Origin of the sequence: Glutamicibacter sp. NPDC087673 (assembly GCF_044743255.1) — a bacterium.
In the GTDB taxonomy this organism is placed as follows: domain Bacteria; phylum Actinomycetota; class Actinomycetes; order Actinomycetales; family Micrococcaceae; genus Glutamicibacter.
On the sequence record NZ_JBIUWB010000001.1, the window covers coordinates 637263 to 662091 of the forward strand.

At 61.0% G+C, this 24829-nt stretch carries 21 protein-coding genes; 14 read left to right on the forward strand and 7 right to left on the reverse strand.

Annotated elements, in window-relative coordinates; genetic code table 11:
- Positions 1 to 64: 64 nt before the first annotated feature.
- Both ACIOTL_RS03010 and ACIOTL_RS03015 read left to right on the forward strand, forming a co-directional pair.
- Positions 65 to 1624 carry an FAD-binding oxidoreductase gene (locus ACIOTL_RS03010; RefSeq protein WP_400341730.1) on the forward strand — a complete coding sequence of 520 codons (1560 nt, stop codon included), beginning with the start codon at positions 65 to 67 and terminating at the stop codon, positions 1622 to 1624.
- A gap of 347 nt (positions 1625 to 1971) precedes the next feature.
- A complete protein-coding gene (locus ACIOTL_RS03015; protein WP_400341731.1) occupies positions 1972 to 2178 on the forward strand; it encodes a hypothetical protein in 207 nt (68 codons plus the stop codon).
- A 755-nt stretch (positions 2179 to 2933) separates the two neighbouring features.
- On the opposite strand, the gene ACIOTL_RS03020 is transcribed toward ACIOTL_RS03015, so the two are convergent.
- The gene (locus ACIOTL_RS03020) at positions 2934 to 3644 is read right to left on the reverse strand and encodes a GntR family transcriptional regulator (RefSeq protein ID WP_332486463.1); all 711 of its coding nucleotides are present in this window, start codon (positions 3642 to 3644) and stop codon (positions 2934 to 2936) included.
- Between the two features lie 136 nt (positions 3645 to 3780).
- Between ACIOTL_RS03020 and ACIOTL_RS03025 the strand changes: the two genes are divergently transcribed.
- The 7 genes from ACIOTL_RS03025 to ACIOTL_RS03055 all read left to right on the forward strand — a co-directional run bounded on the left by ACIOTL_RS03025 (position 3781) and on the right by ACIOTL_RS03055 (position 11423).
- Positions 3781 to 4428, forward strand: coding sequence for an FAD-dependent oxidoreductase (locus ACIOTL_RS03025; protein ID WP_400341732.1), 648 nt, complete (start codon positions 3781 to 3783; stop codon positions 4426 to 4428).
- A complete protein-coding gene (locus ACIOTL_RS03030) occupies positions 4409 to 5764 on the forward strand; it encodes a flavin-containing monooxygenase (protein ID WP_400341910.1) in 1356 nt (451 codons plus the stop codon). The genes ACIOTL_RS03025 and ACIOTL_RS03030 overlap by 20 nt, the downstream gene beginning before the upstream one ends.
- Before the next feature lie 2 nt (positions 5765 to 5766).
- Positions 5767 to 7137 carry a carboxylesterase family protein gene (locus tag ACIOTL_RS03035; RefSeq protein WP_400341733.1) on the forward strand — a complete coding sequence of 457 codons (1371 nt, stop codon included), beginning with the start codon at positions 5767 to 5769 and terminating at the stop codon, positions 7135 to 7137.
- A gap of 147 nt (positions 7138 to 7284) precedes the next feature.
- Complete coding sequence (locus tag ACIOTL_RS03040; protein ID WP_400341735.1) at positions 7285 to 8169, forward strand: VOC family protein; 885 nt, start codon at positions 7285 to 7287, stop codon at positions 8167 to 8169.
- Positions 8170 to 8189: 20 nt separating this feature from the next.
- A complete protein-coding gene (locus tag ACIOTL_RS03045) occupies positions 8190 to 9080 on the forward strand; it encodes a fumarylacetoacetate hydrolase family protein (protein WP_400341737.1) in 891 nt (296 codons plus the stop codon).
- 50 nt (positions 9081 to 9130) lie between these two features.
- Positions 9131 to 10759: an FAD-dependent monooxygenase gene (locus tag ACIOTL_RS03050; protein WP_400341739.1), complete on the forward strand. Its 1629-nt coding sequence runs from the start codon at positions 9131 to 9133 to the stop codon at positions 10757 to 10759.
- On the forward strand, positions 10752 to 11423 hold the full coding sequence (locus tag ACIOTL_RS03055; protein ID WP_105662279.1) for a GntR family transcriptional regulator: 672 nt from the start codon (positions 10752 to 10754) through the stop codon (positions 11421 to 11423). Before ACIOTL_RS03050 ends, ACIOTL_RS03055 begins: the two co-directional genes overlap by 8 nt.
- Positions 11424 to 11426: 3 nt before the next feature.
- On the opposite strand, the gene ACIOTL_RS03060 is transcribed toward ACIOTL_RS03055, so the two are convergent.
- Both ACIOTL_RS03060 and ACIOTL_RS03065 read right to left on the reverse strand, forming a co-directional pair.
- Positions 11427 to 12590 (reverse strand): glycerate kinase, encoded by a 1164-nt coding sequence (locus tag ACIOTL_RS03060; protein WP_400341741.1) that lies wholly within the window; start codon positions 12588 to 12590, stop codon positions 11427 to 11429.
- 259 nt (positions 12591 to 12849) lie between these two features.
- Entirely contained in the window at positions 12850 to 13287 is a 438-nt protein-coding gene (locus ACIOTL_RS03065) for a MarR family winged helix-turn-helix transcriptional regulator (protein ID WP_105656474.1), read from the reverse strand.
- 67 nt (positions 13288 to 13354) lie between these two features.
- Here ACIOTL_RS03065 and ACIOTL_RS03070 point away from each other — a divergent pair, with 67 nt between their 5' ends.
- The 4 genes from ACIOTL_RS03070 to ACIOTL_RS03085 all read left to right on the forward strand — a co-directional run bounded on the left by ACIOTL_RS03070 (position 13355) and on the right by ACIOTL_RS03085 (position 19405).
- On the forward strand, positions 13355 to 14773 hold the full coding sequence (locus tag ACIOTL_RS03070; protein ID WP_400341743.1) for an MFS transporter: 1419 nt from the start codon (positions 13355 to 13357) through the stop codon (positions 14771 to 14773).
- A 1234-nt stretch (positions 14774 to 16007) separates the two neighbouring features.
- A complete protein-coding gene (locus ACIOTL_RS03075) occupies positions 16008 to 16670 on the forward strand; it encodes a hypothetical protein (protein WP_400341745.1) in 663 nt (220 codons plus the stop codon).
- Entirely contained in the window at positions 16658 to 17116 is a 459-nt protein-coding gene (locus ACIOTL_RS03080; protein WP_133833883.1) for a hypothetical protein, read from the forward strand. The genes ACIOTL_RS03075 and ACIOTL_RS03080 overlap by 13 nt, the downstream gene beginning before the upstream one ends.
- A 798-nt stretch (positions 17117 to 17914) precedes the next feature.
- Positions 17915 to 19405, forward strand: a complete 1491-nt coding sequence (locus ACIOTL_RS03085; RefSeq protein WP_400341747.1) for a SulP family inorganic anion transporter — start codon at positions 17915 to 17917, stop codon at positions 19403 to 19405.
- Positions 19406 to 19415: 10 nt separating this feature from the next.
- On the opposite strand, the gene ACIOTL_RS03090 is transcribed toward ACIOTL_RS03085, so the two are convergent.
- The gene (locus ACIOTL_RS03090; protein WP_400341749.1) at positions 19416 to 20363 is read right to left on the reverse strand and encodes a GGDEF domain-containing protein; all 948 of its coding nucleotides are present in this window, start codon (positions 20361 to 20363) and stop codon (positions 19416 to 19418) included.
- A 224-nt stretch (positions 20364 to 20587) separates the two neighbouring features.
- On the opposite strand from ACIOTL_RS03090, the gene ACIOTL_RS03095 reads away from it, so the two are divergent.
- Positions 20588 to 21283 (forward strand): EAL domain-containing protein, encoded by a 696-nt coding sequence (locus ACIOTL_RS03095; RefSeq protein WP_400341751.1) that lies wholly within the window; start codon positions 20588 to 20590, stop codon positions 21281 to 21283.
- Here the strand turns inward: ACIOTL_RS03095 and ACIOTL_RS03100 are convergent.
- The 3 genes from ACIOTL_RS03100 to ACIOTL_RS03110 form a co-directional block, all read right to left on the reverse strand.
- Positions 21245 to 21466 carry a hypothetical protein gene (locus ACIOTL_RS03100; RefSeq protein ID WP_286172179.1) on the reverse strand — a complete coding sequence of 74 codons (222 nt, stop codon included), beginning with the start codon at positions 21464 to 21466 and terminating at the stop codon, positions 21245 to 21247. The two genes, ACIOTL_RS03095 and ACIOTL_RS03100, sit on opposite strands and share 39 nt — an antisense overlap.
- A complete protein-coding gene (locus ACIOTL_RS03105; RefSeq protein ID WP_332498165.1) occupies positions 21463 to 22878 on the reverse strand; it encodes a glycosyltransferase family 2 protein in 1416 nt (471 codons plus the stop codon). Before ACIOTL_RS03105 ends, ACIOTL_RS03100 begins: the two co-directional genes overlap by 4 nt.
- Positions 22879 to 23103: 225 nt before the next feature.
- A complete protein-coding gene (locus tag ACIOTL_RS03110; protein WP_400341753.1) occupies positions 23104 to 24717 on the reverse strand; it encodes an AMP-binding protein in 1614 nt (537 codons plus the stop codon).
- Between the last annotated feature and the right edge of the window lie 112 nt (positions 24718 to 24829).

Genomic DNA, 24829 nt, shown 5'->3' on the forward strand with positions numbered 1-24829 from the left:
CAAGTTTTTTAGATTAAGACAGTGGGGCCGCGGCGTTCGCCGATGGCCAGTGGAAGGGTGAATCATGGATCGTCGTGAAGAATTTCTTGAGGCAGCCAAGGAAATCGTTGGCGCAGAAAACGTTGTTTCCTTGGGAGATTCCGAGGGCTACTTGGATCCCTACCCGCTGAACCCGGGCCGTACCCCTTGGCCCGGCATCCGCCCGGCCAGCACCGAGGAAGTGCAGGCCATCGTCAAGCTGGCCACCGAGCACGAGGTACCGTTGTGGACCTTCTCCTGCGGCAAGAACCTGGGCTATGGCGGCCCCGAACCACGCGATACCGGGATGGTGGCGCTGGATTTGAGCCGCATGAACCGCATCATCGCGGTCGATGACCGGCTGTGCTACGCCGTGGTGGAGCCCGGCGTCACCTTCTTCGATCTCTTCGAATACATCAAGGAACGCGGCCTGAAGGTCTGGATGTCGGTTCCGGCCTTGGGCTGGGGCTCGGTCATGGGCAATATGCTCGACCGCGGCTACGGCATGACCCCGCTGGGCGACCACGTGAAGTCCTTGTGCGGCATGGAAGTGGTCATGCCCGACGGCGATCTGGTCCGCACCGGCATGGGCGCGATGGACGGCACCGAGCTGGGCCCGATCTTCCAGGGCGGCTTCGGCCCGACCTTGGACGGACTGTTCACCCAGTCCAACTACGGCGTGGTTACCCAGGTCGGACTGTGGCTGATGCCGGCACCGCACACCTACGTCAATGGCGATATTTTCGTCGACGACGAGGCGCACCTGCCGCAACTGATCGACATCCTCACCACCTTGCGCCGCGAGGAAATCATCCAGAACAATGCCCTCTGCGGCAATGTGGTGCGCGCGGCAACCATGCGCGGATCGCGCGCCGACTTCTGGGATGGCGAAGGTTCCATTCCCGACTGGCGCCTGGAAGAAATGCGCCAGGAATTCGGCATTGGCCAGTGGAACTGCAAGTTCGCCTTCTACGGCGACCGCGAACTGTGCGAACGCCGCCTGCAAATCGTCAAGGACAGGATCAGCGTGATCCCCGGTGCCCGCGTTGACGCCCGGTTCTACTCGGGAGAAGAAGGCTTGGCCTTGCAGCATGAGGACATCGCCGCCCAGGACCGCACCCAGATGGCCGGCGTCCCGACCTTGAAGCCGCTGTCCACCGTGGGCTGGGCCGCTGAAAACGGCGGACACATCGACGCGGCGCCGATCATCCCGGCCCGCGGCGAACTCGTGGCCGAGTTCTACCAGGAAGCCAAGAAGCTCTACGCGAAGCACGGCTTCGACCTGTACATCGGGTACCACCTGTACCCCCGGCATATGGTTCACGTGACCATGATCTTCTTCGAGCGCGGCAACCAGGAGATGCTCGCCCGTGCGCGCGCCCTGTACTCCGAGCTGCTCGATGCGGCCCGCGCCCGCGGCTACGCACCGTACCGCAGCCACGTGGACTACATGGACCGCATTGCCGACGGCTTCGACTTCAACGACAACGCAGCACGCCGCCTGCAGGAGAAGATCAAGGATGCACTGGATCCGGCGGGGATCCTGGCCCCTGGCAAACAGGGCGTCTGGCCTGCGCGCTTCCGCGATCAGCACTCCAGCGTCTAGCCTCAAGCCCGTGCCTTGAGCCACGCATGATCCCCTCACCGCAATAGGCAGTGGGGGGATTTTCATATGGCTCTTCCCCGGAATTAGCATCGGCAGAGAATTGGGCATACGCCCCCGCCAGCTCGGAAGATGCTAGGAAAGTACAGCACATTCCATTTTTTACATGCGTTGATTTAATGAACCATTGATATAAAGTGGAGAAGATCGGGCACAACGCGCAATCGTGATCACACTGGTATTGAGCATATGCAAACCGACGAATCCCGCATGAGCGCCAGAGGAGCAGTTAAGTGTAAGACTTCTTCCAGTCCCTGTCCAAGCGTGCATTTGCGATCCTCATCGCTATCGTGGTTCTGATTCTGATCGCAGTGCCAACAGCTCTGATGTCAGGACTTCTGAGCAGTATCTTTGATTCACCGGCAGAAGGCATCCGAGTATTTTTCATCATGGTCGGCGCTGGCGCAGTTCTCCTTGTATGCGAGCTATTCATCGAAGAAGCACGCGAACGACGCCAACTGAAAAAACGAGCTCTGGCGTCGGGCAACAAGAAATAATCTCCTGCTGGTGCAACTTACGCTCCCGCCGCAATAGCTATTCCTCGGCGTGCCCCAGCGCCGTCTTGCGCGGATTATCGGATACCCCCGGGGTCCAGAGGTGGAATTAAGCCCCCAACCAGCCGTCAGCATAACTAATCCGGCCAAGCATCGCCAGGAAACTTCCGGCCAACGCTAATGCAATGATTTTCAACAACCAGATTCACGTGGCTAACCACGGGCATCGATTGCCTGAGCTGCATTCCGCCCTGCCTCGGCACCGGCAATTGCAGGATTGGTACTCCTGGCAGCCATCGAAACGCTTAATCAGCGATCTGGCATTGACCACGCCGATGCATGGTGAAAAGTGCGGTACGCGCCGAGACTCCGGCTGGGAGATTCTCCATCGGGCAATCTCTTCGCCGCCACTATGCTTGAAAAGTTAACTGCTGCGGAGACCAGGCGCTAAAGACGCCTCGTCGTAAGCCATGCCAGCGGGATCCGCCCCTGGTTCGGACCGCGACGCAGGTCCTGATCGGCAAAAGTTCACCAGACGGAACTGCGGGCGATTCGGCAGAAGAAGCAGTGGAGGCTCCGATGATCAACGACTCAACGCCGCGCGTTCAGAGTTGCTCCTAGGCCTTAGTGAATTCCTGCCCCCTGCGCATCGGCACAGAAAATCTGGCACTACGCCTCTCACAGCTCCATTTCGGCGACGAATGCTCCAAGGAAGTCGCGTCATAGGCACTGACGCGCCTTCGCCGCGAAGATCCGGTCTACTTGAGCAGCTTGACGTGCGGCAAGCAGGCCAAGCCCACCTCGCCGCCATTTTTCACCGCGCTGAGCGTGGTTTCGTAGTGGGCGCGCAACAGCTGCCCCGCCAAGTCGGCATCGCGATCCAATGCGGCGTTCAGGATGTCGCGGTGCTCCTTATCCAGATCGCGCTTGGCGTCGCGAGTTGCCGGGCCGGCCCAGCGTCCATAGAGCTGGATCAGGTCAGACAGGGTGCGAGTCACCTCGGTCAGCAGCGGAACACCACAGGCCTCAACGAGCTTGTCATGGAAGTTCTGATGCGCGTGATTCCATGCCGGGGTGTGGTTATCCGGGTCTTCGTCCGAACGGCGCGGCGTGCGCTCCAGGGTGTGGTGCGCTGCCATCAGCTCGCTCTCCCACTCCAATGGCGCACGTTCGAAGCCCAGCGAAATTGCCAGCTGCTCGTTGACGCAGCGCATCTCCACGATGTCGCTCAAGTCGGCCAACGACAGCTCCGGGACAAAGAAGCCCTTGTTGGGGCGAAGGGTGACGAGCTTGTCCCCCACCAGCCGGGTCAACGCTTCGCGAATGACCGTACTGGAGGTTTCGTAATGCTCAGAAAGATGCGTGAGCTGCAGCCGGGCACCTGGTTCCCAGCGCCCATCCAGGATATCGGTGCGCAGGGTGTCGCGGATGTGCTTTGACATCGTCTCTGAATCGGTGCGTTTCGCCATGACACAAATCATACCAAAGTCGGCAAAGAATACATTTTTAGTTGACTTATGCATAACCAAGAGGTGACACTGGTTACATCACGCGCCTGCCAGACCCTGTCGCGCACGGCCCGAAAAGACTTGCTAGGAGTAACCAATGAGCGAATCACTGATCGAGACCGCCGCCACCAAACAGGTAGATGACCTGTACTGGCGCGCAAACTACTCTGCTATCACCGAAAGCGACGAGCAGCTGCGCAAGATCGTTGCAAGCACCGACCTGCCGCCACTGATGGTGGCCCTGGCCGCGGCAACCGGCGATTACTCGATCCTTCGTGATGAGCTGCGTCCACCGCAGCCGCCGGTTGACACCGTGGGCCAGCCGCACGGTGGCATGGACGCCGCAGCTCAGGAAGCGGCCCGCGAATTGGCCTTCCAAGCACTGCGCCGGATCCGCGATGAAAAAATCACCTCGGTGGAGACCCTGGACGACGAGCAGGCCACCACGATCCTGGACTGGATCACCAACCAGGCCACCACCGATTACCACCAGATGCTCAAGCACGACATGGCATTGGTTCCCGAAGTGAGCGGCGCACCGGCCTTCACCAAGGAACAGGTTGCTCCCACCCGCGACTTCACCGTGGCAGTCATCGGCTCGGGCGTGGCCGGCATGGCCGCCGCTTACCGGCTGAAGCAGGCCGGCCTGGACTACACCGTCTTCGAGAAGGGCCACGAAGTCGGCGGTACCTGGTGGAAGAACACCTACCCGGGCGTGCGCCTCGATACCCCCAACTACGCCTAATTCATTTTCCTTCGCGCAGCGCGATGACTGGCCCCAGCAGTTCTCCGAAGGCCCCGAGATCCACAAGTACACCCGCGACGTCGCAGAACGCGGCGGCATCACGCAGAACATCCAGATGGGCACCGAGGTGCTTTCGGCCACCTGGGATGAAGAAGACGGACGCTGGGTACTGTCCATGATCGTGGACGGCGGCGAAGTCCAGGAACGCCGCTTCAATGCCGTCCTGACCGCCGTCGGCCAGCTGGACCGCCCGAAGTTCCCCGATACCCCGGGCCACGACACGTTCGCCGGCATCCACGTGCACTCGGCCGAATGGAAGCCGGGCATCGATTTGAAGGGCAAGAAGGTTGCCGTCATCGGCACCGGCGCCAGCGCCTACCAGATCGTCCCAGCCATCGTGGACGAGGTCGAAGAGCTCAAGATCTTCCAGCGCTCCTCCCCTTGGATGCTGCCTACCCCGTTCTACTACGAGGACATGCCCGAATCGGTGACTTGGCTGGTCGAGCACCTGCCGCAGTACGGCCAGTGGCTGCGCTTCTGGCAGCACTGGCTGGGCGTCGAGGGCCGCCAGCACACCACCGCCGCGGATCCTAACTGGACCAAGGAAGGTTCAGTGTCCGCGGTCAACGAGCGCGTGCGCCAGCAGCTGACCGAGATGCTCAAGGAGCAGTACGCCGATCGCCCGGACCTGCTGGCCAAGGTCATCCCGGACTACATCGTGGGCGGCAAGCGCATGCTGCGCGATAACGGCGTGTGGGCCAAGAGCCTGAAGAAGCCGCAGACCACCCTGGTCACCTCGGGCATGAGCGAAATGACCGAGGCCGGGATCATCGATGGCGACGGCACCCTGCACGAGCTGGACGTCATCATCTACGCCACCGGCTTCCAGGCCTCCGAGTTCCTCGAGCCGCTGCGCATCACCGGCCGCGAGGGCAAGGACATCCACGAATACTGGGGCGGCAACGCCACCGCCTATGCCGGGGCCACAGTGCCCGGCTTCCCGAACCTGTTCATCGTTTCCGGACCGAATACCGGGCATGTGGTCAACGGCTCGCTGTTCTCGATGATCGAGTACGGCCTGACCTACATCCTGGACGCACTGAACATCGTGCTCGACAAGGACATCAAGGCACTGGACCTGAAGCAGGAGGTGCTCGATGCGTTCGTGGCGGATCTCGATGCCGCCAACGCGCAGAAGGCCTGGGGCCACCCCGAGGTGCACACCTGGTACAAGAACAAGTTCGGCCGCGTCTCGCAGATCTGGCCTTACCCGATCGTCGAGTACTGGAACATCACCCGCGCGGTCGACCAGTCGCAGTACACGGAAATCCGCTAGGCATGGGGGTTTACAGCTACGCGCAGCGCAGCGCCGGGCGCTTCGGCAAGCTCAGTGAAGCCACCGGGCTCGCCGCAGCGCAGCCGGCAATTTTCCCGCAGACCCCAGGTTCCCTGGATTGGTTGCTAGGTCCTGCACTGCAGGAACTGCCCCAGTCCGAGGACGCTTTCCAGGTTGCGGTGTTCGCACCCGCTGGTGCCGAAGGGCTTCCGGTGATGGTTTTCCTTCCCGGCGGCGGATTCGTTTCCGGCGCCGGCACCGTGCGCTGGTACGACGCGCAGAACTTTGCCGAGAAGCAGAACTGCGTTGTTGCCGTGGTCAACTACCGCATCGGATTGCTGGCCCACAACCAGCAGGTGGGCGGCGGGAATACGCCGCCCGAAGAACTGCTCTTGGCGCTCGCATGGGTACAGCGCAATATTGCTGAACTCGGTGGCAACCCGCAGGAAGTCACCCTGGCAGGCCAGTCCGCAGGTGCCTTCTGGGCCTTCGCATTGGCCCAGCTTGAGGCAGCCCGTGGACTGTTCAACAGGCTCTACGTTGGTTCGCTGTCCTTCCAGCCGCCGATGGGTGAAACCCAGGCGCAGGAACGCAATGCGGTGATGGCCCAAGCGCTTAATGGCACCGCCTTGGCCGAGGCAAGCACCGAGCAGCTATTGGCTGCCGGCACAGCACTGGCCCAGGCTTGGGCCGGGCGCGGCTTGGGCCTCTACCCGAGTGCCGATGAGTCCGTTCCGGCGGATCTTTTTGATACCGCGCGGGCAGTCGAACGCCTGCATGTGAAGCAGCTATTGCTGTCCTACACCGCCGATGAGGCAAGTGCCTTCATTGGCATGGCCCCCGAGCAGGCATTCACCCTCGATAGTGTGCGCGGGTTTATTGCAGGGAACTTCAATGAACCGCAAGAAGTCGTCGACGCACTGATTGCCGCAGAACCGCAAGCAACGGCCAAGTCACTCATGGTTAGGGCGATGAGCCTGCACCAGATTCAACTCTATGCCGTGGAATTGGCCGATGCGGCAGCCGCTGCCGGCATCCAGGTGCAGCTCCTGGGCTTCGAAGTTCGCTCCCCGTTGCCTCACGCTGGTTCGGCCCACTGCTTAGAGCTGCCGTTCCTCTTTGGCAACCGTGAGCGCTGGCAGGATGCCCCGATGCTCGATGGCGTGGCCGATGAGCTCTTCGAGCAAACGGCGAAGGTTCTGGGTGATGCCCTAGGGTCATTTATCCGCCTGGGAACCGCAGCTACCAGCAATAATAACGCTCTTGCGGTGCACCAGAAGGGTGCTCAATCGCTGACAGCACTGGATGAAACAGGCCTGATCAAGCGAGAAATTCAGCGTCCGTTCAGCACCAGGCGACCGGTTTTGGCCTAGTCTTTGCGCGCCTGTTCTTGCGGACCAGCAGGTCGGCTCGCGCAGGCGCGCGAGTCTTTTTCCGAAAGCACTAGACAATCTAACTTAATGCAAATAATCTAATTATCTAGGTCGCAATATTTTTATCGGCTACAGAAGGGATCCACCATGGCTTGGGGATTAATCAGGGAAATGGGCCACGTGTCCATCCAGACCAATGACATCGAAGGATCCATCTTCGACGCCACGCAGCTGCTCGGCCTGCGCGTCACCGAACGCACCGGCAACGAGGCCTACCTCGCAGCGAACTCAGTGCACCACGAGCTGACCTACGTCGAGTCCGAAGTCAACGGCATCCACTCCCTGGGCCTGATCGCGCAGAACGGCGACGCGCTGCGCGAGATCCGCAAGCGCGTAGCCAACGAGAACTTCAGAATCGTCTCCGAAACCCCGGTCTCCGCCGGCGTGCAGGACGGCTTCTCGTTCATCGGCCCCGAAGGCTGGATCTTCGAGGTCTACACCGGCATGCAGCACAACGACCGCGGCCTGCTTTCCTTCGGCCCGGACCGCTACGGCCACATCAACTTCCACCCGCGCGACGTGCGCGGCATGATGGAATTTTTGCGCCGGATCTTCGACTTCCGCCTCTCGGATGTCATCGGGGATGACTTCGCCTACTTCATGCGCTGCAACCCGGATCACCACGGCATCGCGCTGATCAAGGGCCAGGGCACCTTCCACCACCACGCCTGGCAGGTCCAGTCGATCGGCGACCTCGCCAAGCTGGGCGACCGCCTGGGCGCGGCCGGCCGCGAACTGATCTGGGGCCCGGTCCGCCACGGCGCCGGCCACAACATCGCCGCCTACTACGTGGAAACCTCCGGCGCGGTCGTGGAGCTCTACACCGATTTGGAGCAGATTTACGACGATGAGCGCGATCCCATTATCTGGGGCGAAGACGAGAACTGGTGGAACATGTGGTCCAACCGCCGCACCGAGGACTTCCGCACCTTCGGCATTCCCACTGTCACCGAACTGAAAACCTTCATCTAGAACACCCGAAAGGCACCACCATGCAGTACGTATCCTTCAAGGCAGCTGACGGCACCGAAACCTGGGGCGTGTCCATCGACGGCACCGTCTACGATCTGGGCCCCACCGGCAAGAACCTGGCCGCCAATACCCGCGACGCGATCGAAAAGGGCATCTTCGGCACCCAGCTGGACCTGTCCGGCGCGCCAACCATTGCCGAGGCCGAGATCGACTTCCTGCCCTCGGTGACCAACCCGGGCAAGATCATCTGCATCGGCGTGAACTACCTGGCCCACCAGGAAGAGTCGGGCAAGACCGGGCAGACCGCACCGACCGTCTTCACCCGCTTCGCCGACTCGCAGATGGGCCACCTGGCCCCTGCGGTCAAGCCGACTTCCACCACCAAGTTCGACTACGAGGGCGAAATGGCCCTGGTCATCTCCAAGGAAGCCTTCCACGTGGAGAAGGAAGACGCCTGGGACCACATCGCCGGCTACGCCTGCTACAACGACTTCTCGGTGCGCGACTGGCAGAAGGCCGCCAGCCAGTGGATCCCGGGCAAGAACTTCCCGGGCACCGGCAGCTTCGGACCGTACCTGGTTCCCGCAGCCAATCTGGGCGACATCACCACCGCTGTACTGGAAACCCGCGTAAACGGCGAAGTGCGCCAGAACGCCCCGGTATCCAACCTGGTCTTCGACATCCCGACCCTGATCAACTACGTCACCGGCTTCACCCAGCTGAACCCGGGCGACGTGATCGTCACCGGCACCCCGGGCGGAGTGGGCCTGTTCTACGGTCCAGAGGGCCTGATCAACCACGGCGACGTCGTCGAGGTCGAGATCACCGGCCTGGGCATCCTGCGCAACACCGTGGCCGACGAGGCTACGCTGCTGGCTGGCGCACAGGCCACCGCCGGCGCCACCGCCTGACGCGCAGCCGCGCACTGTTAATACACGAAGCACAAAGGAAGTAGCGGGCAGTGGCACAGTCTCATGAAATCGACGTCCTGGTCATCGGCTCGGGTCCCACCGGCCTGACCGCCGCCAACCTGCTGGCAGATGCCGGCCTGCAGGTTGCATTGATCGAAAAGAACCCGGGCAGTGGCGATGAGCCACGTGCCATCAGCGCCACCGATGAAACCCTGCGCGTCATGGCGCACCTGGGAATCATGGATGAGCTGGGACCGCAGATGCTCATGGACACCGGTGCCCGCTACTTCGGCCTGGGCGGCAAGGTCATTGCCGACGTTCGCCCCGGCAAACCCCGCCTAGGTCAGCCCGGCAAGAGCCAGTTCGACCAGCCAATCATGGAAGGCCTGCTCTACGAGGCCGCCACACTGCGCCAGAACCTGGGCCTGCACTACGCCACCGCGGCCACCAGGATCGAACAGCATGCCGACCACGTGATCGTGCACGCCACCCGCACCGGCGAAGCCACCACCGGATTCAACGGCTCCAAGGCAACAGACACCGGGCAGAACCCCTACGCAGTAGCAGAAGGCGAAGAAACCGCCCTCGAGTTCAAAGCCAAATGGGTACTTGCCTGCGACGGCGGTCGCTCCTTCACCCGACGCGAACTGGGCATCGGCCTGCAGGGTTCCACCCAAACCGAACGCTGGATCGTGGTGGATCTGCTGGATGTGCCGGGCAACCCCGAACCTTTCGCGTCCTTCCACTGCAACGGGCAGCGCCCGGCCGTAGTGGTCCCCGGGGTCGGTGGCCGCCGCCGCTATGAATTCATGCTCTTCGATCACGAAGATGGCGACGCGATGATCACCCCCGAATCCATCACCGCCCTGGTCGCACCATTCCAGGACACCAACGTGGTCTCCGTACGCCGCGCCGCGGTCTACACCGCACACCAGCGCATCGCCGACACCTACCGCAAGGGACGCATCCTGTTGGCCGGCGACGCCGCGCACCTGATGCCGCCCTTCGCAGGGCAGGGGCTGAACGCCGGCATCCGCGACGCCGTGGGTGCTGCTTGGCGCCTGGCCGCGGTCATCAAGGGTGACGCAAGCGAAGTGCTCATCGATGACTACGAAACCGAGCGTCGCCCGCATGCCGAGGAAATGGTCAAGCTTTCCAAGCGCATCGGCTGGGTAGTGATGAACACCAACCCCGTGATCACCCGCGTGCGCGATGCCGTGGTCACCAGCACCCGCATCATCCCACCGCTGAACCGCTGGCTAACCGGCATGCGCTTCCTCAAGCAGCCTCACTACACCACCGGCACCGTCGCCGCACCGGTTTCCGGGGTTCCGCACCTGGCCCAGAACTTTGCCGGTCGCATGCTTCCGCAGCCAAACCTTGAGGTCAATGGCGCCACTGTGATGCTCGACGAGCTGCTGTCGGCCGGCTGGAACACCATTGAGGTGGCTGCCGGATCCCAGCTGGTCTTCACCAATCAGGACGGCGATAGCGTGAGGGCCAAGGACATCAACCGGGTCTTCGATACCGCCACCGGTACCGTACTGCTGGTGCGTCCAGACTACTATGTAGCAGGCATTGCACCAGCACGCGAGGTCGACCAACTTCTGGAAGCGCTCAGCGCCAAGGCCACCGTGCTGCGCACCTTCGGTGCCGCCAAACAAGGAACTCGTGGCTAGGCCAGCAGAAGCTGCCCTGTCCGGCATCCGCGAAGCCATCCTTGATGGCGCGTGGATGCCCGGCGAGCGCCTTGCTCCCCCGCATCTGGCCCAGCGTTTTTCCACCAGCACCACCGTTATCCGCGAATCCCTCACCCGGCTTTCCGGTGAGGGTTTGGTGGCGGCGATCCCCAACCGCGGATTTTTCGTACCGGAGCTGAACCTGCAGCAGTTGCAGGATCAGACTGAGCTGCGCTGTGTCACCGAGGAATTGGCGGTCAATCTGGCCATCACCCGCGGGGATCTGGAGTGGGAGTCCGCGCTGATTGCCACGCATTACAGGCTGTCCAAGGCACCGCGCCGGCAACAAGATAACCCGGAGCAGTTCACCCCTGAATGGGGTAAGGCGCACCGCGATTTCCATCAGCTGCTGCTGGCTCCATGCGCCTGCCCGCCGATCCTTGAGCTGTCGGCCAACCTGGCCAATTCCACCTTGCTCTACCGGCGTTGGGCGGCCGCTTCGCAGGGTGCCACGCACCGAAATGTTGAGGCCGAGCATGAGGCCATGCTGCAGGCGGCACTTGATCGGGATGCACCTGCCTTGGCTGCGCGCTTGCGAACCCACTATGAGGCTTCGGCCAAGATTATTCTGGATGCCGGCCTGCTCAAGCTGGATATTTTCTAGCGCCTAGCGCAGGAAGGTTCGGGCCACGCTGAAAGCTGTGCGCTCGGCTAGCTCCATGGTGTCTGCTGAAAGTTCTGCCAGCGTGGCCGGACCTGGCGCAATCGAGTACGCGGCCAGGATTCCCGAGGCCTCCAGCTGCTCATCGGACAGCTGCACCGAACCGGCCACCACGATCACCTCGGCCTGTTCACCGGCAGCCTGCAACACCCCGGAAACTACCTTGCCGTCCAAGGATTGCGCATCCAGCCGGCCTTCACCGGTGATCACCAGGTCAGCGTCGGCCAGAATTTCATGGGCACCAAGTACCTTGGCCACCAAATCCCAGCCCGGCACCAGCTCCACCTCGAAGTAGGACCCTAGGCTCACCGCAATCCCGCCGGCAGCCCCCATGCCCGGCTGCTCACGCAGTGCCCGGCCGGTATTGGCTTCCAAAACATCGGCCAGTTGCGCCAACCCCTTATCCAGAATCTGGACATCATTTTCACTGGCGCCCTTTTGCGGACCGAAGATCGCAGCCGCACCCTTGGCGCCCAGTAGCGGGTTGGTGACATCGCAGGCGATTTGCCAGTTAACCTGCCCGGCCCGGGCATCCAGCTGCGAAACGTCGATCCGCGACAGCTGGTTCAGTGCCCCGCCCCCTGCGGGAAGCTGCTCCCCGTTGGCGTCCAAGAATTTTGCGCCCAGTGCGCTGAGCAAACCCGTTCCGCCATCGGTGGTTGCTGAACCGCCTAGGCACAGGATGATCCGGGCGACCCCTAGGTCCAGCGCGTGAGATACCAGTGTGCCCAACCCATAGGTAGTGGCATCCAGTGGTTGCCGTGGCACGTCGCTCACCTGCGGCAACCCGGCTGCTTCGGCCGCTTCCACCACCGCGATTTTCCCGTCGGCCGAAAGCCCCAGCCGGGAGGTGACCGGGCGCCCCAAGGCGTCGGTGGTCTCCAGTGCGATCGCCTCGGTCCCCCAGGTGTCGATCAACGCTTCAAGGGTTCCCTCGCCGCCGTCGGCGAAGGGCACCGCGGTAATCTCGACCGCCCGCGACCGGCTAGCCGCACCCTTGCTGAAGCCTCGTGCCAAGGCCGCAGCTACCCCGCTGGCGCGGGCACTTCCCTTGAAGGAGTCGGGCACAATGGCCACCTTGCAGGGCATCGAATGCTGGGTTGAAGTCATACCCATCAGCCTAGGCACTCTTGAGACCTGCACCTATGGTCTTTTGACTGTAGTTCGAGCGAAGTTCGGGGCCTGCTTATGTGCATTTGTCTGGCTCGCAGATGCTTTTCAAGTGCATCGCTAATAGCTAGCTCTGCCAAAGGAATGGCACAGAAAGCGGCATTAGAGTTTAAAACACCTCTTGTAGGTGCGAGTGATGATCGTAAGGATTCCCGTCGGATATTGCCCGGCGGGAATCTTTCTTTAACCAAGTTCGTGATTAGTCCCGCTGGGAGTCGCGGTACTCCTCGATGGAAGCGTTGAAGCGCTGCAGGTAGCCGGCGAACTGCTCAACGTCCTCAGCCTCCCACTCATTCAGGATTCGATCCAGGGCATGGAGGGTTACTTCGCGGGCATGCTCCAGCTTCGCCAACCCCAGGTCGGTCAGCGTGATCTTACGCGCAATATGGCCATCGGGATCTGCGATGCGTTCTAGGTAGCCATCGTCGATTCCATGGGTTACCTGGCGTTGCAGGGTGGAGTTGTCCAGCCTCAGCCCGTGGCTTAGTTCCGCGATACTCAGCGGACCCTGGGCCTGAATGCGACTCATCAGCAGGTACACGCTGCGATCGACACCACCGAACTGGCGCTGCTGCGCGATGGTGTAGCGGCTGAGCATGAGCTGCTCGTATTCGATCTGTTCCAGATGGCGCTTCATTCCGAACTTCTCCAATGTGTAAAATACATACAGTATGTAGCTTACACATTTATCCCGGAAGGCTCTTGTGCCCAACCCCACCCCCACCGGACATCCGAAATCCGGACTCGCCGTCGGCATCCTCGCCACGGCAGGCATCGCCTCATCGCTCACCCAGACGATGGTTGCCCCACTGATCCCCCAGCTGCCTGGAATCTTCAGCACCTCACCGGATAACACCGCATGGATCATCACCGCGACCCTGCTGGCAGCTGCCGTAGTGATGCCGATTTCCGGTCGTCTCGGTGATATGTTCGGCCAACGCCGAATGATCCTGATCCTGGCCATCCCGCTGATCCTCGGTGGAATCATCTGTGCCCTGGCACCAAATGTCACCGTCATGATCATCGGCCGGGCCTTGCAAGGCTTTGGTTCAGGCATGATCCCTCTGGGTATCGCAATGTTGCGCGACCTCGTGGATAAGGCGCATCTGCCGGCAGCCATCGCCACGGTTTCAGCCACCCTTGGTGTGGGCGGTGCGATCGGCCTGCCGCTCTCCGCAGCGCTGATCGAGTTCTCTTCCTGGCGCGTGCTGTTCTTCTTCGGTTCGGCGATTACCGTTGTGGTGGCCGCACTGATCTTGAAGTTCATTCCGGCAATTCCAACCATCGGCGCGAAAACCCGCTTCGATTGGCTTGGTGCCATCGGCCTGGCCATCGGCTTGATCGCCCTGATGCTCGGCGTTTCCAAGGGCTCCACCTGGGGCTGGGCTTCCCCGCTGGTACTGAGCCTGCTGATCGGCGCGGTCATCGTCTTCCTGCTGTGGGGAGTATGGGAACTACGCACCAGTGCACCGCTGGTGGACCTGCGCACCGCCGCAATACCCCGGGTGCTGTTGACCAATATCGCCTCGATCTTCGTGGGCTTCGGCATGTATTCCAGCTCGCTGGTGATGCCGCAGATCCTGCAGATGCCTACCGAGGCAGGCTACGGACTGGGGCAGGGCGTACTGGCCGCCGGCCTCTGGATGGCTCCAGCCGGCCTGATGATGCTCTTCCTCTCCCCTGTGGGCGGTCGACTGACCAGCGCCAAGGGCCCAAAGTTCACCCTGGTGCTGGGTATTTTCATCATGTCCGCAGGCTACGCGGTAGGCCAGATTGGCATGGGCAGCCTCTGGGGCCTGCTGATCACCAGCCTGGTCATCAACTCTGGCGTGGCCCTGGCCTACGGCGCAATGCCAGCCATCATCATGGGCGCAGTGCCACGCAGCGAAACCGGTGCCGCCAACGGCTTCAACACCCTGATGCGTTCGCTGGGTACCACCTCGGGTGCGGCAGTGATTGGCCTGGTTTTGGCCCAGATGACCACCGACTTCCACGGCACGGTGCTGCCCTCCGAAGCCGGGTTCCACATGACCCTGTGGCTCGGTGCGGGAATCTCCTTGCTGGCGGGGTTGATCGCCCTGTGCATCCCGGCACTGGCCAAGCCCGCCCCGGAGAAGATCTAGTTCACCTCCAGGGATCCATGGCCTACGCGCAGTGCATGCTTACCGCATCCACAGAATGCCAACTTAGAGTATTAAGTACCTCATGAAGGTGCGAGTGATGACGTAGAAACTGGCACTGTCGGTCTTGCGACAGTGCCAGTTTCTGTATCCAAAACCTTTTTGCTCGTGTCCAGCAGTCCGCCGGCCCTGCGGCCCGCCCTCATGGAGTTGAAGCAATTCCCCAAACCTGCAGTTGGCGCTCAGCGCCGGCATAGCCTTGCACCCTACAGTGGTAAATACCTCATGAAGGTGCGAGTGATGATCGAGTAACCCCGGCAAAGCAATTCGCCGGGGTTACGATTTTAACCGGCCGGCGGATAGTCGGGTAGTTGGGTGCCCACTTTAAGTGAGCTGCCCTACAGAGCCACTCGCCCTTTATTGAACAGATTGGATCAACGACCCGCCCTCTGGCCTCAATAGCGCCTTGCCCTTGTTCCACCTCGGAGGCACTACTTACCATGACGATACCCCACGTTCGGCAAACACTTGTTCCGGTCGATCGCAGCTCGCTCACCTGCAACTTTTGGCTCCGCTCACACACGCTTTCATGGATGGACATATCGAAAAGGGTATACATTTTGGCATTGAAAGTCGTTCGTGAATCTAACCCCGATTCGCCCCCCGGGGCTATCATGTCCTGAATTTCTCAATACTTTTATCCGCGGTCCTCGGCAACAGCCTGGTCCGTCCACAAGTCTTACGATCTAGGTGCCATCTGCGACCTGATTTAGTGACCCCGATGTGAATCGGTCGGCTGAGGGGCTAAGTCGAGCCTGTCCTATATGCGTTAACGTCGGGCTTAAAACATCCGGAGTGACTGAATTGTGACTATTAATTTCGCTTGACTCCTATATCGCAGCTCCGGCTGACGGTTATGGGCTCCTTGTAAGCAGAACCTTATGTCTAACCATCGAGAAATACGAAGGCGCGGCCCAAGATCTCGTAACCAACGGCATCGACCGTGCGAAGGAGAATTTGGGCATCATGATTACGGCATGGAAGGAGAGTTGCGATCAGGGCTACCAGGGGTATCAGAATGGCCAAAGTTCCTAATAACCGCACCCCGCGGCCGTGGAACCTAAATTCCATGTGCGGACTTGGACCAATGGTAGATTCTCGAAAATCGGTTACACTACTATCGATAATAAAAACGTCCCATTTATATCTAAATGTTTAATATTCAACTTAGACCATAATGATGAAATTTTCCTTTGTCGCATTACCCCTTGCATTGTCTTTGGTGACTGTATCGCCAGGGACGGCGCAAGCTGTTGAAACTCCGGTTGGCGAAACCTACACGTTGCAGCAGTCCTCGGAATACGCCCTTTCAACGAAAGATTTTTTCTCCGAAAAGACCTCTGCAGAATCCAACTACATTGAAGCGGCATCACCTGCCGAAGCAGTAGCCAAAATGAACATGATGGATGAACTGCGTCAAGCGGGATTCAACGTGGGGACCATGGCAAAGGTTAACTATGGGCCTTGCAAGATCGTGGCCGAAGGTTTTCACACCAGAAAATCCGGGAAGTACGAGACGGGTGGCTTCAAATCCACTACCTATTGCACCAAGAAAGTCACTGCGATCCACCATTCTTCCCAGGCACGTTTTAAGCGGCTTGCGTGGTGGGTCAAGGGTGGTCGCGCGATTGGCCAGCCAGCCCAAAAGATGAAAGCTGGTAAACATAATGGCACCTACTACCCGACTGTCTTCCAGCAGACAAATCACGCGCTGACATGTAAATCTGCAAAAACGACCACTTGGTCAGGTCGCACCCTCGGAACAATTGTCTACAATGGCAAGACTTACTATGCTGATGCTTATGCTCCTGTGCAGAAGGGGGTTCGATGCCGCCTCTAAGCAATATCCTGACAAAAATCAAGAATCGTCTTAGATCGAAATATTCAGAGGAACTGATGGTTTTCGTTGTCTACGGTAAACAACCCAGCCCGTTTCCAGATCTAGAACACATAGAGCCAATAATTGCGATCGTGGCCAGTGAGCGTGAATGCTATGAGATTCAGGAAAAGTACCCAGAAACTCAAGTCAGCTGGGAAGCTCGGAAGGTCCAGAATACTGAAGGCATGGAACTAACAGGGGGCGGCATTCTGTATCTCACGCATACTACTTTATTGCCGTACGACGAGGATGGCGATGGGAATCCAATCTTCGGAATCATGGAGTCCCCACAGCCTACAGGCCTATATTGCAGTCGGGACACCGCTGAGCAAGAAGCACCGGGTCAATATCTGCACAGAGTCAGCCTCGGTGAAATAAACCTTCGCGGTGTCGGCGAGCTTTTGTGATAAGCATCCAGTTCCTTACGCCAGTATGTGAAGTTGCCGAACGTGAAAAGGGGGCAAACCAGGCGTGGCTTCTCAGCGTGATGATGGCCGCACCAAAGGAGACAGGTTGACCCGTACCGAACATCGCTGAAATTTTCAGCATTGCTCATGCAACCGACTGTCAGACCAGCAGACGAGCCATCGAGCCTACAATTCAATATTGTGATTCAGACACTGCATTTGGCCTCCGGTCATGTGGCATGCCGATGGAGGCCATACGATCTGGTTCAGCAGTTAAATAAGTCGGCTGTGCCTACCGTGCGCTTCAATTTCTCCGACTTAGACCCACAGCAGGGTTGTGACGGCAGTTTTGATATTCACCCCTCACCGGCACCAAAGTAACGATTCGCAGGACCGCGCAGCACTGATGAAATCCGTGCGAATAAAGTACCGACCTTCCTCCATGTGGATTCGAGCATGCACCGCTCGTCACCACGAAACTTCGACAGCGGAATGGAAATCTCGTCGATAGGAACATTCAGTAGTCGTAACCACAACCCACCGTGGATTGATTGGCTCCGCAGCGTAATTTGGCAGGAAACGGTGCTTTCTCAGTAAAGACCTCGTGGAGAGTACCAGGCCTGGGCTCTGACTGTTGAGCAATCTGTTCATTCTCCCAACCGGCGAGCGCGTGCCTCCCGAATGACGGTCAGCGCCTGCGTCCGATCTGCAGCCCTGAGCCCAATCGGGCATAGGTGCGATAACGTAGACGGGTTCCCAATTTCCCTTCCCTGGGACATCTGACGAAACGGAGCCCCGGTGAGTACCGCGACCGCTGAACTGACGCCCCTGCAACGACAGTCGGTGCTGCGCACCCTGAAATCCCCGCGATTGCTCAAGACAGAGCTGCTCGCCGGCCTGGTAGTCTCCCTGGCACTGATCCCCGAGGTCATCGCCTTCACCGTGATCGCCGGAGTCGACCCGCGCGTGGGCATCTTCGCGTCCTTCACGATGTCGGTGGTCATCGCGATCACCGGCGGGCGCCCGGCGATGATTTCGGCAGCTGCCGGCGCGGTGGCTCTGGTGGTCGCACCGCTGGTTCGCACCCACGGGGTGGAATACCTCTTCGCCACGGTGGTCCTGGCCGGCATCATCCAGGTATCCCTGGCGCTGCTGGGCGTGGCCAAGCTGCTGCGCTTCATCCCGCGCCAGGTGATGATCGGCTTCGTCAACGGCCTGGCCATCTCGATTTTCTGGGCGCAGATGCCCGAGCTGCGCAATGTCCCGTGGATGGTCTACCCGCTGGTGATCCTGGGCGTGGCCATCGTGTGCTTCTTCCCGAAGATCACCAAGGCGGTTCCGGCTCCGCTGATCGCCATCGTGGTGCTCACCGCGATCACCATCTTTGCCAAGGTCGCCGTTCCGACCGTGGGCGGCAAGGGCGACCTGCCTGATTCGCTGCCGATCTTCCACCTGCCCGGGGTGCCGCTGGACCTGGAGACCCTGCAGATCATCGCGCCCTACGCGATCGCGGTGGCCTTCGTAGGGCTGCTCGAATCGCTGCTGACCGCCAAGCTGGTCGATGACATCACCGATACCCCGTCGAGCAAGACCCGCGAGTCCTGGGCACAGGGCACCGCGAATATCGTCACCGGCTTCTTCGGCGGCATCTGCGGCTGCGCGATGATCGGCCAGACCATGGTGGGCGTGAAGGTCTCCGGCGGGCGCACCCGCATCTCCACCGCCTTCGCCGGCATCTTCATGCTGCTGCTCGCGGTGCTGCTCGGCGACATTGTCGCGGAGATTCCGATGGCGGCCCTGGTGGCGGTGATGATCGTGGTTTCGGCGACCACCTTCGACTGGCATTCCATCCGACCGAGCACGCTGAAGATGATGCCCAAGAGCGAAACCTTCGTCATGGCCATCACCGTGTCGCTCACCGTGATCACCAGCAACCTGGCCATCGGCGTAGGGGCGGGCATCCTCTCGGCGATGGTGCTTTTCGCCAATCGCGTGGCGCATATGGTCACCGTGGATCGCAGCGCAACCCCGGATGCCGCCGTGTACAAGGTCAACGGCGAACTGTTCTTCGCCTCCTCGAACGACCTGTACACCCAGTTCGACTACGCGCAGGACCCCGAGAAGGTCATCATCGACATGTCCGATTCGCACCTGTGGGACGCCTCGACCATCGCCGCCCTGGACTCGATCCGCACCAAGTACCAGAACTACGGGAAAACCGTGGAAATCCGCGGCCTGAACGAGGCCAGCCAGAAGATGCAGGACCGCCTGGGCGGGAAGCTGAACTAGGGCACGGAGCTCAGCTTCCCTCCGCGCTCTTCCCGCGTTCGGCCGTCCGCAGGCGCTTGGAGGAGTACATGTCCCGGTCGGCACGGAGAATCATCGTGCTCAAGTTGTCATCCGTGCGGGCTTCTGCCGTTCCGAAACTCCACGCCAGCGGCGATGAACACTCGATGCGCTCCATCAGCACCTGAGCCTGGCCACGGGTCGTATTAGGGAAAACCAGCACGAATTCATCGCCGCCCAAGCGGCAGACCAGGTCCCCTGCCCGCGTGGCACTGCGCAGATGCCGTACCAGTTGCTTCAAGGCAAGATCCCCGGCTTCGTGGCCGCCCTGGTCGTTGATCTCCTTGAATCCGTCCAGGTCCAGCAGCGCCACAGCCAGGGGCCTGCGGTATTTCCGGGAGGAGAGCAAGGCGGCATCGCCGCGCACGGCCAGCCCGACGCGGTTCAAGGCCCCGGTCAATGCGTCGATCTGGGTTTGCTGGCGGAACCGGCGCTTGACGTAGAGGCCGACGAACATCCCGGCGACGGTGAAGAAGACCAAGCTCAGCACGTTCAACAGCCCGCTTTGGTGCTCGGTGCCCACAGCAGGGCCGGAGAACACCGAGTAGGGAATCGTGAAAGCCATGATCGGGTAGATGGTCCACCGGGTGACGGCCGGGGGAAAGAGCCACGACATGTACAGTGCGATGAGCGGAAATTCCTGGAGCCTGAAGACGATCTGCTCATGGTTGAGCGAAAAACCCACGAAGACCACGAAGGCCGAGAGTTCGGCCAAGGCCCCGAGATAGGCGATCCACAACGGAAAACGATCCAGCATCCACCACACGGCGATCACCAGCCCCAGCGCCCCGGCAACCCTGGCTACCGCCAGCTTCTGGAAGAGCGGAGAGCTGAAATCATTGCCCAGGTTGAGCACATAGAAAAGCAGCAGGAAAACTGCCACCATCCCTGTGACAGCCACTTCCAATCGCTTGATGCGGCGGAGCCTGGCTGGCAGGAACCGGCTCCACCAAATTCCGTCGTCGTTTGACCGCCGATCCATTGTCCTCGGCATGCCATCACCCGCTTTCTCTTAAATTCATCTTAACCGCGTGATCCCGGCCAGTGGCGCGGTAAGATCTCATTCGTAGCAACAGCCTAATCAGCAATCAAGTTGCCAGCCCACACCGCCAGGTTAGGTAGTCCATGAAGTTCGTATTCCAGCCACTGATCAACCTGCGTTCCACAACGCTGCTGGGTTTCGAGGCACTGGCGCGCTTCAGCGACGGGCGCAGCCCTGACGAGCATTTCTCCGCGGCCCGGGCCGAAGGCAACCTGGTTGAACTGGAGCTTCGCGCCCTGGAGCGCATCGTCGAATCCAGCCAAGGCCTGCCCGACGGGCTGCTGCTCACCATGAATGCTTCGGGTCCAGCGATCAGGGCGTTCGCGCACTCAGAGCCGGCACTCGATCCCCGGCTGCTCTGGGGCCTGGAACTGCACGAGCAGTCCGCGCCGGAAGTTTGCGATGCCGCCCGCATCCATGCAGATGAGCTCGGCTGCCTGCTGCTGGTTGACGATGCCGGCATCGGCTATGCAACGCGGGGGCGCATCCTCCGGCTGAAGCCGCACATTGTGAAGCTGGACCGTTCGCTTTTCATCCACTACCTGGCATCTACGCAGGCTCGCGAACACGTTGGCATCCTGCTGGCCGCTGCCCGCGAGATCGGTGCCAGAACTCTGGTCGAGGGGATCGAAACCGGTGAACATCTGGATCTGGCCCGGAAGCTGGACTTCGACTATGCGCAGGGCTTCTATTTCAGCCCGGGCATAGAGCTTGCGGGCTTGCCAGCTGCGATGCATGAGCTACACGGACGCCTCGGGATCGATATTCCGGGTTTCTGAGCGCCGTTCCCGTCCCCGCGAGCTGCGGATCCGGATCACCGGCAGCAGCTTGGCCAGTCCCAGAACCAGATAGAGCACGGTGTTGATCGCGACGAACGAAGCGAGCACCGCGAACCAATCACTGAGCAGAACGCTCTCGGGAAGAATGATTCCACGTGGAATCTGGACGAGGTGGTTCATCATGAGGTGCTTTCCTTACGTGCGGCGCCCGCGTGGTCGACGTGCTTCCAATCCGCGCTCCGGGCAAACGCGATATCCCCTACGCCCTTGAGGAACGCAAGGTCCAGGAAGGCGTCATAGACCAATTCCGGAATCACCAGCGCGGCAATGATCCTGGCTTTCCAGCCGCCGTGCCAGACCGTGACCACGCGCTCGACAGCGAAGAGCGCTCCAAGCAGCATCCAGAAGGGGAACCACACCCAGTTGTCCATGGAGACCAGCATGATGATCATCAGCGCGAAATAGCTGAACAGCGCGATCACGCCGTAGCCGATGCCGATCTGCTGGGCCCAGTACCGCGTGGTCTGCGGGGTGACTCCGTACGCGCCCAGGTTCTCCAAGGCTCCGCGCTGCCAGCGCAGCCGCTGCGCCCACAGCATCTTCCAGTTGGGCATCAGCTCGGTGACCACCGTGCAGTCCTGCGGCGATGTGGTCAGCGCACCGAGGGTTTTCAGCGCGATGGTCAGTTCGTTGTCTTCGGTCAGAGCCGCCGTGTCGTAGACCTCGCCGCAGGTGCCCGGCAGCATGCTCCCGCGCGCCGCAGCCACTTCGCGCAGGGCCGTCGCGCGGAATACCGAGGCCGTACCGGTCAGCACGAAGACCCGGCCGTCGCGACGGCCGATTTCGCGTTGGTAGCGGGTGTACTCATTGCGCTGGAACTGGCCGATCAGCCCATGGCCCTCTTCTCCGTGGAACAGCCCGCCCACGGACATCAGCGCGCGGTCCCAGGTGAAGCGGTCCCGGGCGGTTGCCAGGAAGTCCGCGCCGATCTGGCTGTCGGCATCCATCACCATGACGCAGTCGTTATCGCCCATCCCGGGCAGGATGGAGTGCAGCGCCTGGTTCAGCGCGCCGCCCTTCTTGTGCTTGTTCTCCACCGATTCGAACACCTCGACCCCGTGCTCGCGGGCAACTTGCACGGTCCGGTCGGTGCAGTTGTCGGCAACCACGATAATGCGCGAGGGGGCAAAGCTCTGCTCTTCCAGTGCTTTCAGGGTGTACGGCAGGGAGGCTTCTTCATTGTGCGCCGGGATCAGCACGGTCACGGTCACCGGCCCGGCGTAGATGCCCCGCGTCCGGGCCATCACCGCTTTGGGCGCCAGCGGCCGGCTCGATTTCTGGATCGGCGTCCGGCGATAGCGCCAGGTGACAAAGCGTTCGCCCAGGACCACCAGCAGCACCAGGAAGACTGCTGCGGCGACGGCGAAAGCGAGGATGGACAGATCCGGCAGCTCGGTGCTGTAGAAAGTAGTCCAGAGTTTTCCGATATGGACCTCGATCGGGTTCCACATCAGCGCAGGCTTCCCGCTCATGCTCAACGCCCAGGCCAAGAGCGAGGCCGCGAGAACGACGATCAAAATGACAGCGATGCCCACTAAGCGGCTGAAATGTTTCTGCAAGTACGCGCCCCATTCACGTTCGGATTCCTTGGCAACCCCTGGCCTGGACCTGATCTGGATCAGCGAATCATGCCAGGCTTGCCCAAGGCAAGCTACTTGGAAAACTAGCAGTCGGAAAAATCATCGACGCAGTATTTATGTCCAAGGTCACCTCCACCCAAAGCAACGCTGTGCCTTGCGCCCCTGCCTGGTGGCATTTGGCTACAGTTCGAGCACTTTCGCCGCATCCTCGCGCAGCTGGTTCTTGCGGATCTTCCCGGTGACGGTGGTCGGGAAATCCTGCAGGATCTGCACGTAGGCGGGGATCTTGTAATGCGCCAGATGCCCGGTGCAGTATTCGCCGATGGCCGCAACGTCCAGGGGTTCGCGGCCGTCCCTCATGCGGATGCAGGCGCAGACCGCCTCGCCGTACTTCTCATCGGGCACCCCGATCACCTGCACGTCCTCGATATCCGGATGCTTGTAGAGGAATTCCTCGATTTCCGCCGGGTAGATGTTCTCCCCGCCGCGGATCACCATGTCCTTGATGCGGCCCACGATGGTGCAGTACCCGTCCTCGCACATCACCGCCAAGTCGCCGGTGTGCATCCAGCCCTCGTCGTCGATGGCCGCCCGGGTCTTGTCTTCGTCGTTCCAGTAGCCGAGCATCACCGAGTAGCCGCGGGTGCAGTATTCGCCGGTTTCCCCGCGCTGCAGGGTTTCGCCGCTCACCGGGTCCACCACCTTGATTTCCACATGCGGGTGCACCCGGCCGATGGTGGAGGTGCGGCGCTCGATATCGTCGTCGCTGCGGGTCTGGCAGGAGACCGGCGAGGTCTCGGTCATGCCGTAGGCGATGGACACCCCGTCCATGCCCATCTCGTCGATGCAGCGGCGCATCACCTCGACCGGGCAGATGGATCCGGCCATGATGCCGGTGCGCAGCGACGAGAGGTCGTAGTCCTTGAAATTGGGCAGGTTCTGCATGGCGATGAACATCGTGGGCACCCCGTACAGGCCCGTGCACTTCTCCTCCGCCACTACCCTCAGCGTGGTGTCGGCATCGAAGCCCGGGGCCGGGATGACGATGGTCGCGCCCCGGGAGGTGCAGCCCAGGTTGCCCATCACCATGCCGAAGCAGTGGTAGAACGGCACCGGGATGCACAGCCGGTCGTGCTCGTCCAGGTCGATCATGCCGGTGACCTGGTAGCCGTTATTCAGGATATTGCGGTGGCTGAGCACCGCGCCCTTGGGGTAGCCGGTGGTGCCCGAGGTGTACTGGATGTTGATCGGGTCCCCGGGCTTGGTGGCCGCCAGATGCCCGGCCAGCTCCTCGTCGCTGACCTGCTCGCCCTCGGCCAGCAATTGCGCGAAGTCCCCGGTGTCCACGTAGACCACGCGTTCGAGGCTCGGGGTGTCGGCGCGGGTCGCCTCCACCATCGAACGGTAGTTGCTGGTCTTGAATTCGGAGACCGCCAGCAGCAGGCGCACCCCGGAGTGGTTGACCGCGTAGGCGTATTCGTGGGTGCGGTAGGCAGGGTTGACGTTGACCAGGATGACGCCGATCTTCGCGGTGGCGTATTGCGCGAATACCCATTCCGCGCAGTTAGGCGCCCAGATGCCCACCCGGTCTCCCGCCTCCAGGCCGGCGGCCAGCAGGCCCTTGGCCAGGGCGTTGATCTGCGCATCCAGGTCATTCCATGACCAACGCCGTCCGCTGGCCGCTTCGACCAGTGCTTCTGCCGGGCCGAAGCGGGCTGCGGTGCGTTCGAAGCTGGCTCCGATCGTCTCTTCGATCAGCTGCGGTCCGCTCTCGCCCTGGGCATAAGCCTTCATCTGCGTACCCCTTCATGGATCGCCTCGTCGGAATCTGCGCGGACACGAAACATGTGCCCAGCGTCACATTCACACCCTAGCCGCGAGCTGTCCCGCTGCCAAGCACCAGGAA

Bases quoted from the DNA above. Each gene is read 5' to 3' on its own strand.
- ACIOTL_RS03010 (WP_400341730.1), top strand. From the start codon at position 65: ATGGATCGTCGTGAAGAATTTCTTGAGGCAGCCAAGGAAATCGTTGGC.
- ACIOTL_RS03020 (WP_332486463.1), bottom strand. From the start codon at position 3,644: ATGGCGAAACGCACCGATTCAGAGACGATGTCAAAGCACATCCGCGAC.
- ACIOTL_RS03025 (WP_400341732.1), top strand. From the start codon at position 3,781: ATGAGCGAATCACTGATCGAGACCGCCGCCACCAAACAGGTAGATGAC.
- ACIOTL_RS03035 (WP_400341733.1), top strand. From the start codon at position 5,767: ATGGGGGTTTACAGCTACGCGCAGCGCAGCGCCGGGCGCTTCGGCAAG.
- ACIOTL_RS03040 (WP_400341735.1), top strand. From the start codon at position 7,285: ATGGCTTGGGGATTAATCAGGGAAATGGGCCACGTGTCCATCCAGACC.
- ACIOTL_RS03045 (WP_400341737.1), top strand. From the start codon at position 8,190: ATGCAGTACGTATCCTTCAAGGCAGCTGACGGCACCGAAACCTGGGGC.
- ACIOTL_RS03060 (WP_400341741.1), bottom strand. From the start codon at position 12,590: ATGACTTCAACCCAGCATTCGATGCCCTGCAAGGTGGCCATTGTGCCC.
- ACIOTL_RS03065 (WP_105656474.1), bottom strand. From the start codon at position 13,287: ATGAAGCGCCATCTGGAACAGATCGAATACGAGCAGCTCATGCTCAGC.
- ACIOTL_RS03075 (WP_400341745.1), top strand. From the start codon at position 16,008: ATGATGAAATTTTCCTTTGTCGCATTACCCCTTGCATTGTCTTTGGTG.
- ACIOTL_RS03080 (WP_133833883.1), top strand. From the start codon at position 16,658: ATGCCGCCTCTAAGCAATATCCTGACAAAAATCAAGAATCGTCTTAGA.
- ACIOTL_RS03095 (WP_400341751.1), top strand. From the start codon at position 20,588: ATGAAGTTCGTATTCCAGCCACTGATCAACCTGCGTTCCACAACGCTG.
- ACIOTL_RS03100 (WP_286172179.1), bottom strand. From the start codon at position 21,466: ATGATGAACCACCTCGTCCAGATTCCACGTGGAATCATTCTTCCCGAG.
- ACIOTL_RS03110 (WP_400341753.1), bottom strand. From the start codon at position 24,717: ATGAAGGCTTATGCCCAGGGCGAGAGCGGACCGCAGCTGATCGAAGAG.